The organism is Rhizobium sp. No.120, assembly GCF_054558365.1.
The window spans coordinates 63,686-78,605 of sequence record NZ_BAAJNQ010000013.1; the positions used below are offsets into that span (position 1 = coordinate 63,686).

Below are 14,920 nucleotides of genomic sequence, written 5' to 3' on the forward strand. Positions count from 1 at the left end.
TCACAGCGACAAATGGAGGCACCTATGTGTGGCATTGTTGGATTGTTCCTCAAAGACAAGAGCCTCGAACCGCAGCTCGGAACGCTGCTGTCCGACATGTTGATCACGATGACCGATCGCGGCCCGGATTCGGCCGGCATTGCGATTTACGGATCACCGGCTGACGGAAAAGCGAAGGTCACCCTGCAGTCGGCAAAGCCCGAGGTCGATTTCCGCGGGCTCGACAAGGATCTCGCCGCCGCCGGCATCGACGCCAGCGTGACCGTCAAGAGTACCCACGCCGTCGTCGAGATCGCCGCCGGCGCCATCGCGGCAACCCGCGCGGCCATCGCCTCGATCCGGCCGGATATCCGGGTCATGGGCTCGGGCGACAGCGTCGAGATCTACAAGGAAACCGGCCTTCCCAAGGATGTCGTGGCGCGCTTTGACGTGCGCTCGATGGGCGGCACGCACGGCATCGGCCATACCCGCATGGCCACCGAAAGCGCCGTGACGACGCTGGGCGCGCATCCGTTCTCGACGGGCGCCGACCAGTGCCTCGTCCACAACGGATCCCTGTCCAACCACAACAACCTGCGCCGCGAGCTCATCCGCGAAGGCATGACCTTCGAGACGCAGAACGACACCGAAGTGGCGGCCGCCTATCTCACGGCGGAGATGGCCAAGGGCAAGGATCTCGGTCAGGCGCTGGAAGGCGCGCTTGATGATCTCGACGGCTTCTTCACCTTCGTCGTCGGCACGAAATCCGGCTTCGGCGTCGTGCGCGACCCGATCGCCTGCAAGCCCGCCGTGATGGCCGAGACGGACCAGTATGTCGCCTTCGGCTCGGAGTATCGCGCGCTCGTCAACCTCCCGGGCATCGAGGATGCACGCGTCTGGGAGCCCGAGCCGTCGACCGTCTACTTCTGGGACCACGAAAAAGCTGCGTGACCGGCCAAACGAGAAAGCCCTGCAATGCCTGTATTTGACCTTTCCAAAACGCCCTTGCGCGAACTCAACAGCGCCCTCCATGCCCTTTCCAAGGGCGCCAACGACACCGCGTTCGAGGTCGTCAATCCGCGCGGCAGTCATGCGGTTGCGGTCGGCATCGACAGTCCCGTCAGCGTCGAGGTCCGCGGTTCGGTCGGCTATTACTGCGCCGGCATGAACGACGGCGGCACCGTAACCGTCAAGGGTTCCGCCGGTCCCGGCGTCGCCGAGAACATGATGTCGGGCACCGTCGTCATCGAAGGCGACGCCAGCCAGTATGCCGGCGCCACCGGCCGCGGCGGCCTGCTCGTCATCAAGGGCAATGCCGCCTCGCGTTGCGGCATCTCGATGAAGGGCATCGATATCGTCGTGCATGGCAATATCGGCCACATGTCCGCCTTCATGGGGCAGTCCGGCCATCTCATTGTGCTCGGCGATGCCGGTGATGCGCTCGGGGACTCTCTCTACGAGGCGAAACTTTTCGTGCGCGGCACGGTCAAGAGCCTTGGCGCGGACTGCATCGAGAAGGAACTGCGGCCGGAACATCTGGAGAAGCTCGCCGAGCTTCTCGAAAAGGCCGGCGTCACCGGCGTCAAGCCGGAGGAGTTCAAGCGCTACGGCTCCGCCCGCACGCTCTACAATTTCAATATCGACAACGCCGACGCGTATTGAGGCGAGGGACGAACATGAGCTACCAAAACCCCTTCACCCCTCCCCGCAAGTCCGCCACCTTCGACGACTATACGCTGGCGGAAATCCGCCGCGCTGCGGCGACCGGCATCTACGACATCCGCGGTGCCGGCACCAAGCGCAAGGTGCCGCATTTCGACGACCTGCTGTTTCTCGGCGCGTCCATCTCGCGCTATCCGCTGGAAGGCTATCGCGAGAAATGCGACACGACTGTCGTGCTCGGCTCGCGCTTCGCCAAGAAGCCGATCACGCTGAAGACACCCATCACCATTGCCGGCATGTCCTTCGGCGCGCTGTCGGGCAATGCCAAGGAGGCGCTCGGGCGCGGCGCGACCATTGCCGGCACATCCACGACGACGGGCGATGGCGGCATGACGGACGAGGAGCGCGGCCATTCGCAGACGCTCGTCTACCAGTACCTGCCATCGCGCTACGGCATGAACCCCAAGGACCTGCGCCGCGCAGATGCCATCGAGGTGGTTGTCGGCCAGGGTGCCAAGCCCGGCGGCGGCGGCATGCTGCTCGGCCAGAAGATTTCCGATCGTGTCGCCAACATGCGCAACCTGCCCAAGGGCATCGACCAGCGCTCGGCCTGCCGCCATCCCGACTGGACCGGCCCGGACGACCTGGAAATCAAGATCCTCGAACTGCGCGAAATCACCGACTGGGAAAAGCCGATCTACGTCAAGGTCGGCGGCGCGCGCCCCTACTACGATACCGCGCTCGCCGTCAAGGCCGGGGCTGACGTCGTCGTGCTCGACGGCATGCAGGGTGGCACCGCGGCGACCCAGGACGTCTTCATCGAGAATGTCGGCATGCCGACGCTCGCCTGCATCCGCCCGGCCGTCCAGGCACTGCAGGATCTCGGCATGCACCGCAAGGTGCAGCTGATCATCTCGGGCGGCGTTCGCTCGGGTGCCGACGTCGCCAAGGCGCTGGCGCTCGGCGCCGATGCCGTCGCCATCGGCACGGCCGCACTCGTCGCCATCGGTGACAACGACCCCCACTGGGAAGAGGAATACCAGAAGCTGGGCACCACCGCCGGCGCTTACGACGACTGGCATGAGGGCAAGGATCCGGCCGGCATCACCACACAGGATCCCGAGCTGATGAAGCGGCTCGATCCGATCATCGCCGGCCGCCGCCTGGCCAACTACCTGAAGGTCATGACGCTGGAAGCGCAGACGATCGCGCGCGCCTGCGGCAAGAACCACCTGCACAATCTCGAACCGGAAGACCTCGTCGCACTCACAATCGAGGCCTCCGCCATGGCACAGGTGCCGCTTGCCGGCACCAGCTGGATCCCCGGCAAGGGAGGGTTCTGACCATCGCTCGATACCCGTCGTCGCCTGATCCTCCCAAGGCAGGCGGCGGCATCTCATGAAAGTGTCTGGATAATCCAAAAGGGGAACACGGTGACACTCGATCTTGCAAGCTACGCCAGGGAGAACGGCGTCAAATTTTTTATGATTAGTTATACTGACCTCTTCGGCAGCCAGCGGGCCAAGCTCGTTCCGGCCGAAGCCATTGCCGACATGCAGCAGGATGGTGCCGGCTTTGCCGGTTTTGCGACCTGGCTCGACCTGACGCCCGCCCATCCCGACCTTTTCGCCGTGCCGGATGCCTCCTCTGTCATCCAGCTGCCCTGGAAGAAGGATGTCGCCTGGGTCGCCGCGGATTGCGCGATGGAAGGACAGCCCGTCGACCAGGCGCCACGCGTCGTGCTCAAGAAGCTTGTCGCGGAAGCCGCCAAGGAGGGCCTGCGGGTCAAGACCGGCGTCGAACCGGAATTCTTCCTCATCTCTCCCGACGGCTCGAAGATTTCCGACGACTTCGATACCGCCGAAAAGCCCTGCTACGACCAGCAGGCGGTGATGCGCCGCTACGACGTCATCGCCGAGATCTGCGGCTATATGCTGGAACTCGGCTGGAAGCCCTATCAGAACGACCACGAGGACGCGAACGGCCAGTTCGAGATGAACTGGGAATATGACGACGTCCTCCAGACCGCCGACAAACATTCCTTCTTCAAGTTCATGGTGAAGTCCGTCGCCGAAAAGCACGGCCTTCGCGCGACCTTCATGCCCAAGCCCTTCAAGGGCCTGACGGGCAATGGGTGCCATGCGCATATTTCCGTCTGGGACCTCGACGGCAAGGTCAACGCCTTTGCCGACAAGGCCATGCCGTTCGGCCTGTCCGCAAAGGGCAAGACCTTCCTCGGCGGCATCATGAAACATGCCTCCGCCCTTGCGGCGATCACCAACCCGACCGTCAACTCCTACAAGCGCATCAACGCACCGCGCACGATTTCCGGTGCGACCTGGGCGCCGAACACCGTCACCTGGACCGGCAACAACCGCACGCACATGGTGCGCGTGCCCGGTCCCGGCCGCTTTGAACTGCGGCTGCCCGACGGCGCGGTGAACCCCTATCTCCTGCAGGCGATCATCATCGCGGCCGGCCTTTCCGGCCTGCGCTCCAACGCCGATCCGGGGCCGCACCATGATATCGACATGTATCGGGAAGGCCACACGGTCACGAATGCGCCGAAACTGCCGCTCAACCTGCTCGATGCGCTGCGCGAATACGAGAAGGACGAAGCACTGCAGGCGGCGCTGGGCACGGAGTTTTCCGCCGCCTACATCAAGCTGAAGAAGAGCGAATGGAACACCTACTGCGCCCAGTTCACGGCCTGGGAACACGCCACCACGCTTGACATCTAGTCCCCGAGCCACCCCTGTGGCCGTTTTACCCGCGTCGACAGGCGCGGGGATTTTTCACTTATCGCGAGGAGATCCGATTTGACGACCTTCGTCCTGACCGTCACCTGCCCGTCCACCCGCGGCATCGTCGCCGCGATTTCCGGTTTTCTCGCGGATATGGCGTGCAATATCGTCGACAGTTCGCAGTTCGACGATCTCGGTTCGGGCCGCTTCTTCATGCGCATCTCCTTCATTTCGGAGGAGGGAAAAACGGAAAAGGACCTGCGCGGAGGACTGAAGCCGATTGCCGAGCGGTTTTCGATGGAGACGGAGCTTTACGATCAGGAAAGGCGCATGAAAGTGCTCCTGATGGTTTCCCGTTTCGGCCATTGCCTCAACGATCTGCTCTATCGCTCGCGGATCGGCGCCCTGCCGATCGACCTCGTCGGCGTGATCTCCAACCACTTCGATTACCAGAAGGTGGTGGTCAACCAGGACGTCCCCTTCCACCACATCCCTGTGACGAAGGAAAACAAGCCGCAGGCGGAAGCCAAGATCATGGAGATCGTCGAGACGACCGGCACCGAGCTCGTCGTGCTGGCGCGCTACATGCAGGTGCTCTCCGATACGATGTGCCAGCGCATGTCGGGCCGGATCATCAACATCCACCACTCGTTCCTGCCGAGCTTCAAGGGCGCCAATCCCTACAAGCAGGCCTATCAGCGCGGCGTGAAGCTGATCGGTGCAACCGCGCATTATGTGACGGCGGATCTCGACGAAGGTCCGATCATCGAACAGGACACCGTGCGCGTCACCCACGCCCAGTCCGCGGAGGACTATGTATCGCTCGGACGCGACGTGGAGGCACAGGTCCTTGCCCGCGCCGTCCATGCCCACATCCATCACCGCGTGCTCTTGAACGGCAGCCGCACCGTCGTCTTCCCGCCGAGTCCGGGAAGTTTCGCGTCCGAGCGCATGGGCTGACTGTCAGGCCATGCGCAAGCGCGCGCGCCTGTAGGCCTCCGGTATGGACAAGGCCCACACGAACAGGCCGCCGGCATGGCGGCCTATGAAGGAATGTTCCGGCGTCGTCGTGAGATAGGACAGGATCGCGAACATCAGCACGAAAAGCGCAAAACAGAGGCCGCGGCGGGTTTCGCCCAGGAGCACGTGACCGCCGCCGGGCAAGAGCACGGCGGCCGCGAGTACGGAATACGGGTTGATGGCCTTGCGCATGTTCATTCCTTCAGCCTGCCTGGCGAATTGTGCTGCCTGAGGCAAGCTCACGCAGATCGACGGCGACGCCAAGCGCCTTTTGCAGGCCGGACACCGCAATCGCCTGGATCGAGAACCGCGCCTGCCGCAACAGGAGATGCGATGCCGGCTCGCCCTGCGCGGCCTGAACGACGATCCTGACAAAATCGGCGCCGACGACCAGTTCCTTGACCGTCTTGTCGGCGGTGAAGCCGACGATACCGCGGCGCAATCCCTCCCAGCAGGCATCGTCCGACCCGGCATTGCCGCGCATGAGGGCTGACACGTCCGATGGCGGCGGGGCGATCCAGTCCGTGAAATCATGCACGACGGAGTAGAACTCGGCGCCCGTCGGCCGTGCAAGAAGGCCAAGCGACGGCAGCGCGGGCAGATCCTGGAAGAGCGTCACGCGCAGCCACAATTGAGGAAGCCGGCGCGTGATCAGCGTGTCCGTGATCACCTCCAGCTTGACCGGCGTGCCGTCTGCCATGCGGCCGAGCACGATCGGGTGCCCGTCGGCCGCATGGGTGAAGCGCGCGTCGTCCAGAAGATCGCCCGCCTGGTCGAGCAGGCCCCGTCTTTGCGTCATGCTCTTGCGTTGCTCCCGGCTTGCCACCCAGAGCACGCAAAAGCATCCGATGCACAGGATCACGATTGTCTGCCAGACCATGGAAGCCGCCTCCTGCTCAGCCTCAGTAGCCGTTCGGGCGCGGCCACGGCATGGTGAACTGATCCCCTCTGCGCACGAAGCGGTATCGGCGGAAATGGAACCAGAGGGAGGCGACGATGTAGAAGCCGATCATCGCGATAAGCTGCGTACCGTAGCCGAGGAACACCGCGAAATAGGCCGTCGAGCAGAGCAGGAACAGCACGATCGTCGGCAGCGGATGCAGCGGATGGACATAACCACGCTTGATACTGCCCAGCGGCCATTTCTTGCGGAACATGACCATGTTGAACGTCATGAACGTGTATCCCAGCAGACCGGACAGGATCGAGAACGTCACGACCTGGTCGAGCGGCGCGCCAAGCGCGAAGATCAGCGCGATCGGGACGAGGAAGACGATCGAGCGGTAGGGCGTGCGATAGCGCGGATGGACGGCGCCGAACCAGATCGGCAGGTAGCGGTCGCGTCCCATCGAGAACCAGGCGCGGGACGCATCATTGATGCAGCCGTTCGCCGACGCAAGCGTCGAGAACATCGTGCCGATGAAGAGCAGCACCATGAGGCCGCTATTGCCCGTGACGCGTGCCGCGTCGAACAGCGGCGTACCGGCCTGGCCGAGATATTCCCAGGGAATGAGGCCGGAGCAGACATACCAGGTCATGGTCGCGGCGATCAGCAGCGTCATGATCCCGGCCATGGTGCCATAGGGCAGCGAACGCGCCGGCGAGCGCACTTCCTCGGCCGCCTGGCAGGTGCCTTCGATACCGAGATAGAACCAGAGGCCGAAATGCAGGGCGGCAACGATGCCCACCCAGCCGTAAGGCAGGGGATCCGTCGTCACGGCCGAGAAATCGAGCGGCACCTGCGAGCCGCCGAACTGGACGACCAGGAACAGAGCGACGATCGCAAGGAAGGCGATGGCGGTGATCACGAGATTGAACGTCAAGGTCGCCAGAACGCCCCGGTAGTTCAACCAGGCAAGGAACATGATGGACAGCACGATGAAGGGCTGCTGGCTGAGCCCGCTATGCCCCTGCAGGCCGGCAACCGTATCGAGAAGGAAGCCGATCGTAATGGCATTGCCGGCCTCGAGCATCGTATAGGCCATGACGAGAAAGAGGCCGACATTGAAGGCCATGAGCGGCCCGACGATATGCTTGGCCTGCGCATACTGGCCGCCTGCCGCGGCAACCGTCGACGTCACCTCCGAATCGATCATGGCGACGCAGGTATAGAGAAGGCCGGCGACCCAGCAGGCGACCAGGCCGGCAATCATGCCGCCTTTGCCCACCGAAAAGTTCCAGCCCATATATTCACCAACGAGAACGATGCCCACGCCGAGCGCCCAGATATGGGCAGGGCCGAGAACGCGGAGCAGCTGCAGTCTTTCCGGTTGCCCGGCCGTCGCTGGAGATTTCGACATGCGCTTGTCCCTTTTAGATGACGTGCCGCTCTGCGGTGGCCTCGATTTCACCCTCGCGGGAGGATGTCAGCAGGTCGTTGTCGTAGGTCGTGTCGACGCGCGCCATATCGTAGAGCATGGCGATCGCGAACACGGCCGAGAGCGCCCAGGCGGCATATTCCAGGATGTTCCAGAGATCCATGTGCTCACCTTTTTCCGTTCGGGCCGAAGCGCTCGTCGATCACCTCGCGATACTCCTTGTCGGAAAGCCTCACGACGAGGAGGAAGTAGCCGATGACGAGCACCGCCATCACGATGAGCGCCGACCAGCTGAACGAATAGTCGAAGCGGGCCGTGATCATCTCGTTCACGCTGGCCGGATCGGTGTAGCCGAGGGCCGCCCATTGGGCCTGCTCGCCGGCATTCTGGCCGAGCGCTTCCCATGTCGGGTTCTCGATGGGCGCCGGCGTCTTCGCCGCACCCGCGAGGCCGAGATAGAGGGGAACGTAAAGGGCACCGACGGTCAGGACGAGAAGCGTCAGAACGTCGAAGATCTGCCCGGCGAGACCCTGTTGCGGCGGTTTATAGGCCATGATTAGCTCCTTCCCGGCGGCGGGCGCGCATTTCATCGAGGTGCTTTAGGTCCAGCCCGTAGATGAATTCCCTATCTTCGACATAGTGGCGAAGCATGGCGATAACGGCCGCGGAATTGAAAAGCAGAACCAGCGCGCAGAAGATCGAAAGGATGATGCGGATGGCCGGGATCGAAATGAAGGGCCATACCGTGAAAAGGGCAAACAACATCGTACACCAGAGCACGACGATAAAAGAAATAAGGCCGGCACGATCCCGCGCGTGCATTTTGTCGATGCGGCGGGAAAGGTGTATATCCACACCTTCGCTATGCGACACCATGCGCTCTCCTCCCCAGAAGAAATTGCCCCCCAGGCAACTTAGTTTCGCAGTGGGAATATGAACGGTTGCCGCGAGATGTCAAGCAAACCCGCGCTATTTTGCCGCACCAATCGTCAAAGCGTCATCCACGAGGCAATCACCAAAGCCATGGTGCCGGAACCTGGGGATCAGGCGCAGGGACCACCGGATGCGACGGCGCCAACAATGGCTGGCCCGGCGCGGGAGAGCGCAGGCCACGGCGGCTTGGCGGTCGGGTCAGAAATGGCACAGTCGCTCGAAAGCCATTTCTGGATATGAACCATGACAGAACCAGCGTTGTCGCGCTGCCACGGAGTTGACGCAAGACCTGGAACACGTGGAGCAGGCTGCCCGACCTCGATCGGCAGATCCCGGGCACCTTCGAACGTGTGGAGGTCAGGTGTGAAAGCCGGGACGGCACCTGCGGTCCCCCTCCGATTCCCAAGATGGCGCAGAGCCTGCAAAGCTCTATGTCGGTCTTCTGAGTTATCTCAAGTTCATCTGCCAGCTGATTGATAATTTTCGTGAACTCGCGATCTGGTCCAAATAGATCGCGACCATCTCTCGCACAACGGCGGGTAGGACCCTGGCCTCGTCGGCTAAGGCTTCCTCCAGCACTCTCACGCTTGCCGGCTTCAGATCGGAACGGTGGCCAGAATGAAATCGCGATAGGCCGGCTCGTTTGGAACCAATGGCCGACTTCATCTGAATGCGCACTCTGCCGGACCAGACATTGGTGGGCGCGGAAAGCGACGGCACAACCCTTCGTGGCGGCGCTTTTCCTGAAGAACCGCATGGATGGCCGTGGCGCCGCCTTCACGATCGCTTCGGCGTCTTAGCGGTCGTTCTCTGACGCTTGACCAAGGGTTTCACCTAGACGGCCGGAACCAACCGGACTCGTGCCCGTGTGCTGCGTCACTCGACCCCAATGATGCGACGTCGTGCACGCGTCCATAGCAACCACGCAAGCCTGCTAATCAGTCAGCAATACGATCAACGGCGACTTTGACAAGGCGCAATTGAAACCCGGCCGTGCAAACTTGGAAGTTACCCTTCACCGGGTCGATTGTCGGCATGCTCATCTCAGTCATGAATGTACCCTCCGATTGGTTCTGAACCGTCATGACCGCTGGGTGGGGCATCCACCGCCTCCGTTCAAATTGTGCGACAAGTAGCCATGGATGAAACGACCCAAGGCCTTGCTTATGCGCATCAAAACTCCTCCCAATCAGACGAAAGAGCAGCGTTGCCTTGGAACGAGGCATACAGTTTGGCTGAGAGCTGACGCGCCGGCGATGGAGCAGGACGTGATGTGGCCGCGACTCTGAGGCCTGTCCGGAAGCGCAAGCTGATCGACGGGATGCTGTTGGACTGGGGCATATCGATCCGACGGGCCTGCAAGGTCCTGAGGTTCGACACGTCGACCTACCACTACAAGTCCCGCCGCACCGGACAGGCCCACTCGAAAGACGCATCAAGGAGATTTGCGAGACACGCGTGCGGTATGGCTACCGGCGGGTCCATGTTCACTTGCGCCGCGATGGTGGGAAGATCAACATGAAGAACACACGCAGGATTACAGTGAGTTAGGCCTTCAGCTGCGTAACAAGCACCCCAAGCGCCAGGAAGGCAAAGCTCCGGGAAAATCGTCAGGAAGCCGCCGGCCCGAACGACGTCTGGGCGATGGACTTCGTCCACGACCCGCTCGCGACCGGCAAGAAGCTACGCATCCTCGCCGTGGTCGACACGCACTCGCGCTATTGCCCCGCAGCCGACGTCCGCTTCACCTACAGAGGCGAGCATGTGGTCCAGACCCTGGAGGGCATCTGCCGGAAGACCGGCTATCCGAAGACGATCAGGGTGGACAACGGCAGTGGGGGCTCAGGTCAAGGGTCAGCGCGTACCACCGAATTGGTCCCAGTTATTCGCTTCTCGTACCAAAGGTCGCTCGATCAAATAATTAATGTCGCCGATTGGCCTTTGGTCAATTTCTCGACCGAACCGATGTCCTGAATGAACCGCATCTGCGATTGTGCCTGGCGCATAGCAGTCGCCGACCGCATGGACGGTGAAGTTCAGCCGGTTGTCTGCAACTGTCTTTCGCAAATCACGAAGTAGACCGTCGTTCGGTGAGCGTAGACAGATCATTACCACCGTCGTGGCAGGCAACCGGATTTCTTTCCCGGTGTAGATGCAATGGGCTTCTACCTCGTCGGTGCCGACCTCGACTAGACGTCTAGCCGTGACGAGCTTCACACCCAAGCTGAGCAAAGCTTGGTGGACGACCTCGCGCTCGGACGTATATTTAAGTAACGGAGAGGGTTCTGGATCGGGGGTAAGGATCGTAACCTCCAGACCTTGCTTGGAGAGCTTTTCAGCGATAACTCCTCCTAGATAGTAGCCTTCATCATCATAGATAACAACCGGCCCTGTAATCGTCTGGCCCGCAAGGACGTCATCGGGAGTGATGACGTGTCCCTGGTCCCAACCCTTGACCGGAAAACGGTTTGCCTTGCCGATTCCGTCCCGGTCCCACCTTGCTCCAGTTGCGATGAGTATTGTTGAAAAGTCAAAATCGCCTACATCGGAACATTGTATTTCACTTCCGAGGTAGACATCGATATTTGGAAACTTGTTGATCTGACCGATTCGATAATCTGCTACGCGCCGATACGTTGATAAACCTGGTAGTGTCGATTCGAGCACCGATCGACCTCCAAGGAAAGTGTTTCTCTCAGAGAGCGCAACAGAATAGCCGCGCCGTCCAAGTGTTAGAGCCGCCTCAAGTCCTGCTGGACCCCCGCCAACAACAAGCACGCGTGCATCAGACCCCTTTCCCGGAACGCGTTCGGGATGCCAACCTCGCCGCCATTCTTCCCCCGTTGTTGGATTTTGCGTGCAACGGATCCCACCACCCATGTATTGCATGGACAGGCACGTATTGCAGCCTATGCATTCACGAATATCGTCGATACGACCTTCTTCAATCTTTTTCGGGAGAAAGGGATCTGCAATCGACGGGCGTGCCGCTCCGATCAGATCGACCAAACCCTTCTTGATGAGCGACACCATCCGATCTGGTGACGTATAACGCCCGACGGCAACCACGGGCTTAGATGTTACTTGTTTCACAAAGGCGGTAAACGGTTCCTGCCATCCCTCATCGGCGAATCGCGCGGTCATTACATCGAGATTGATGTTCTGAATGTTAACGTCCCAAAGGTCAGGCAGTTCGGCCAGCATTTCGACGACCCGTCGACCGTCTCCACTGCAGGTGTAGCCCGCATCGCCAAGGCCCTCATCAACACCAAAGCGGACCGCAACTGCACAGTCGGATCCAATTTCTTCTTTGGTATCCTCAATCAACTCACGCAACAGTCGGGCGCGATTGGCAATAACTCCACCGTATTCATCGGTTCGCCGATTGACACGTTCCGTGATAAAATCGCCGGGCAATCCCATCATGTGGCTCGCGTAGACGTACACGATGTCGAATCCGATTTCGCGTGCGCGCCGGGCAGCAGCGCGATGCCATCTTCTAACGTCGCTAATATCCTGCTTATCCATCTGCCGGACGACAGCCGGTACATCCATTGCAGGCCTGGGTGAGGCAGACATCGGGCGCTCTCGGGACATTCGGTTTCCGGCAAGCGCACCCTGATGGGTCAACTCGCACCCTGCAAGCGCCCCGTGCTTTTGAACCGCCTCTACCATAAGCCGAAGTCCGGGCTTATCATCATCCGACCAAAGCCGCTCACCACCGCTCGGGGATGAATCCGAGGAAGGATGGATCATACACAATTCAGTGTTTACGACACCCCAACCGCCCTCTGCTTTGATTTCTCTGAACTTTGCTGTCGCGTGCGGAGAAAAAGTACCAAGCGCTGTACAGTGCGGAACTTGGTAGAAACGATTTTTTGTCGTCTTAGGTCCAATTTTTACGGGCTCAAAGAGTACGTCGTATCGCGGATCACGTGCCATGCAACCTCCCACGGTTTGCCGCTCAAATCAGCCGCATAAAACCCCACCGTTGCCGCGTGCATTAATAGGATCTGTCTGCAAATGAAGCCCGTCCCAGACGAGACAGGTATTTGAATGCCCCACCGCTTGACGCACCCTGCCCCGTGTAGTTGGCGCCATCACGGCTGACGCCAACTACACGCGTCCTCTAAGGTGAAGAGGACGCCCCGGCTGATGGAGATCACCACTCGATGGTAGGACACTCAATCGAGGTGGAGCCTTCGCTGTTGTCGAAGCAGCTGCGCCACCAGCCTAGCAATGTTGCGATAGCTTGCAACATATTTATTCGTAGTTTTATTTTTTGCGCAAGCTAGCTGAACTCAATACAAAAGAGCACAGAGAGCAACAATTCAGCTAAACGTTCGATTCATAACGATTTATTCGATATGTTTTTCCCTGGCGCCAATTCTATCTGCCAATGTGAAATCATCGATGATCGTAGTAATTCGTCTCCTGAATAATTCCTCTGCTCGACAAGCCTCCATTCGTAATTGGCAATAGCTTCGCAGGGTATGGGTCAAATTTCAAAACTCGTTTGATGCTGACAGCGACGGCGGGGAAAGTGCCGGAGCGGCCGCTGTTGGCAGCCGCACCTCTTACCCGGTAACGGATGCAAGGCTACCTGCCCAAGCATGGCGTTTGGCGCGACAACACTGCCTGCCTTTGCCTGCAGAAATCTCTCCCGAATCCGGCAACACGTTTATCGTGAGCGCGAAGAGCGGCCTACGTGACCGGGAGAGCATGTGTGGTAGATTTTCGCCTGCCTGTTTATAGTCATGAGCGATTTGATTTCGGCGTTTCCAGCGCGGGTCAAATTTCGGCGAGGGCGGTTCAACGCTGGTTTCCTGGCTTTGCTAAGCTCATCCGCCAGTGACGCTCATGTGGCGGGCGACGGCAGGTTTGTTGCGGGTGCGGTCGATGATGAAGTCGTGGCCCTTGGGCTTGCGGGTGATCGCCTCGTCGATGACGCGCGACAGGTAGGCGTCGCCGTCGCAGGCGCGCAGCGGCGTGCGCAGGTCGGCGGCGTCGTTCTGGCCGAGGCACATGTAGAGCGTGCCGGTGCAGGTGAGGCGCACGCGGTTGCAGCTCTCGCAGAAATTATGGGTCATCGGCGTGATCAGGCCGAGCCGGCCGCCGGTCTCGGCGACGCTCAGGTAGCGCGCCGGGCCGCCGGTCTTGTAGGGGATGTCCGAGAGCGTAAACTCGCGTGCGAGGCGATCGCGCATTTCCGAGAGCGGCATGTAGTGGTCGGTGCGGTCCTCGTCGATCTCGCCCATCGGCATGGTCTCGATCAGCGTCAGGTCCATGCCACGGCCGTGCGCCCAGCGCAGCATGTCTGGAATCTCGGCGTCGTTGAAGCCCTTCAGCGCAACCGCGTTGATCTTGACATGGATGCCTGCAGCTTGCGCCGCGTCGATGCCTTCCATGACCTTCGACAATTCGCCCCAGCGGGTGATCTGCCTGAACTTGTCGGGATTGAGCGTGTCGAGCGAGACATTGATGCGCCAAACGCCGCAATCGGCGAGTTCAGAGGCAAAGCGCGACAGCTGCGATCCGTTGGTGGTCAGGGTCAGTTCATCGAGAGTGCCCGAATGGACGTGCTTGCCAAGCTCGCGAACCAGCAACATGACATTCTTGCGCACCAGCGGTTCGCCGCCAGTCAGGCGCAGCTTGCGCACACCCTTGGCGATGAAGGCGGAACAGAGCCGGTTCAATTCCTCCAGCGTCAGAAGATCCTTCTTCGGCAGAAAGGTCATGTTTTCCGCCATGCAATAGGTGCAGCGGAAGTCGCAGCGATCCGTCACCGAAACCCTGAGATAGGTGACGGCGCGTCCGAACGGGTCGATCATCGGCGCTGTGGGATCAATCTGAGTGCCGACCTGGTCGATGGTGACGGTATCCAACGAAATTCTCCTGTTGAATTAATGTCGTGAGCGAAACGGGCGGCGTTAAAACCCGTGAACACATTCTTTCCGTCGAGGAAAGTGAAGGCAAAGAATTCCTTCCGCCAGGCATCTGCGATATTGCGCAACGATCGAATTGCGCCATTTTCATTGCCCTGTTACCGGGTTTTGCTTGATCTTGTCCAGTCGATGCCGGACAGCAGAAGCAAGAACTGTGCATCGAACCATTTGCGGCCGGACGAACTTCCACTCTTAGCCATTTTGTCGCAGGGATCATGCCTCACCTGCCCGGGAATGCGGCGCAACCGATCAAGCCGTTTCGCCGGGAGACAAAAACATGGGTCTGGAGGCCCATAGATCGCAACGCGCCGGCTAGGCG

The 14,920-nt window shown here is 60.5% G+C and carries 14 protein-coding genes and 1 pseudogene; 7 read left to right on the forward strand and 8 right to left on the reverse strand.

All coding sequences use genetic code 11. From position 1 onward, the window contains the following. Positions 1-24: 24 nt before the first annotated feature. The 5 genes from ACYJRZ_RS26235 (at position 25) to purU (ending at position 5,345) form a co-directional block, all read left to right on the forward strand. On the forward strand, positions 25-930 hold the full coding sequence (locus tag ACYJRZ_RS26235) for a class II glutamine amidotransferase (RefSeq protein ID WP_024900023.1): 906 nt from the start codon (positions 25-27) through the stop codon (positions 928-930). A gap of 24 nt (positions 931-954) precedes the next feature. Further along, on the forward strand, positions 955-1,641 hold the full coding sequence (locus ACYJRZ_RS26240) for a GltB/FmdC/FwdC-like GXGXG domain-containing protein (protein ID WP_024900024.1): 687 nt from the start codon (positions 955-957) through the stop codon (positions 1,639-1,641). A 14-nt stretch (positions 1,642-1,655) separates the two neighbouring features. Then, on the forward strand, positions 1,656-2,984 hold the full coding sequence (locus tag ACYJRZ_RS26245) for an FMN-binding glutamate synthase family protein (RefSeq protein ID WP_459463728.1): 1,329 nt from the start codon (positions 1,656-1,658) through the stop codon (positions 2,982-2,984). Between the two features lie 90 nt (positions 2,985-3,074). After that, entirely contained in the window at positions 3,075-4,382 is a 1,308-nt protein-coding gene (gene glnT, locus ACYJRZ_RS26250; RefSeq protein ID WP_243016900.1) for a type III glutamate--ammonia ligase, read from the forward strand. Positions 4,383-4,460: 78 nt separating this feature from the next. Next, on the forward strand, positions 4,461-5,345 hold the full coding sequence (gene purU / locus ACYJRZ_RS26255; protein WP_243016901.1) for a formyltetrahydrofolate deformylase: 885 nt from the start codon (positions 4,461-4,463) through the stop codon (positions 5,343-5,345). Between the two features lie 3 nt (positions 5,346-5,348). Here purU and ACYJRZ_RS26260 read toward each other — a convergent pair whose 3' ends face one another. From ACYJRZ_RS26260 to ACYJRZ_RS26285, 6 genes are read right to left on the reverse strand one after another with little or no spacing between them, the layout of a single operon-like run. Then, entirely contained in the window at positions 5,349-5,597 is a 249-nt protein-coding gene (locus tag ACYJRZ_RS26260) for a hypothetical protein (RefSeq protein WP_243016902.1), read from the reverse strand. 10 nt (positions 5,598-5,607) lie between these two features. After that, positions 5,608-6,285, reverse strand: coding sequence for a hypothetical protein (locus ACYJRZ_RS26265; protein ID WP_459463729.1), 678 nt, complete (start codon positions 6,283-6,285; stop codon positions 5,608-5,610). 22 nt (positions 6,286-6,307) lie between these two features. Then, on the reverse strand, positions 6,308-7,705 hold the full coding sequence (locus tag ACYJRZ_RS26270; RefSeq protein WP_024899959.1) for an APC family permease: 1,398 nt from the start codon (positions 7,703-7,705) through the stop codon (positions 6,308-6,310). A 13-nt stretch (positions 7,706-7,718) separates the two neighbouring features. Continuing rightward, the gene (locus tag ACYJRZ_RS26275; RefSeq protein ID WP_024899960.1) at positions 7,719-7,886 is read right to left on the reverse strand and encodes a hypothetical protein; all 168 of its coding nucleotides are present in this window, start codon (positions 7,884-7,886) and stop codon (positions 7,719-7,721) included. Positions 7,887-7,890: 4 nt separating this feature from the next. Next, a complete protein-coding gene (locus ACYJRZ_RS26280; protein WP_243016904.1) occupies positions 7,891-8,277 on the reverse strand; it encodes a hypothetical protein in 387 nt (128 codons plus the stop codon). Next, positions 8,267-8,599 (reverse strand): hypothetical protein, encoded by a 333-nt coding sequence (locus tag ACYJRZ_RS26285; RefSeq protein WP_459463730.1) that lies wholly within the window; start codon positions 8,597-8,599, stop codon positions 8,267-8,269. The genes ACYJRZ_RS26280 and ACYJRZ_RS26285 overlap by 11 nt, the downstream gene beginning before the upstream one ends. 75 nt (positions 8,600-8,674) lie before the next feature. On the opposite strand from ACYJRZ_RS26285, the gene ACYJRZ_RS26290 reads away from it, so the two are divergent. Then, positions 8,675-8,896 (forward strand): hypothetical protein, encoded by a 222-nt coding sequence (locus ACYJRZ_RS26290; RefSeq protein ID WP_152544451.1) that lies wholly within the window; start codon positions 8,675-8,677, stop codon positions 8,894-8,896. A 1,045-nt stretch (positions 8,897-9,941) separates the two neighbouring features. Further along, positions 9,942-10,492: pseudogene (locus ACYJRZ_RS26295) on the forward strand (DDE-type integrase/transposase/recombinase); the annotation flags it as partial. A gap of 18 nt (positions 10,493-10,510) precedes the next feature. Here ACYJRZ_RS26295 and ACYJRZ_RS26300 read toward each other — a convergent pair. Together ACYJRZ_RS26300 and moaA are read right to left on the reverse strand one after the other, a co-directional pair. Continuing rightward, positions 10,511-12,598 (reverse strand): oxidoreductase, encoded by a 2,088-nt coding sequence (locus tag ACYJRZ_RS26300; protein ID WP_024899965.1) that lies wholly within the window; start codon positions 12,596-12,598, stop codon positions 10,511-10,513. Between the two features lie 899 nt (positions 12,599-13,497). Beyond that, positions 13,498-14,541 (reverse strand): GTP 3',8-cyclase MoaA, encoded by a 1,044-nt coding sequence (gene moaA / locus ACYJRZ_RS26305; RefSeq protein WP_459463731.1) that lies wholly within the window; start codon positions 14,539-14,541, stop codon positions 13,498-13,500. Between the last annotated feature and the right edge of the window lie 379 nt (positions 14,542-14,920).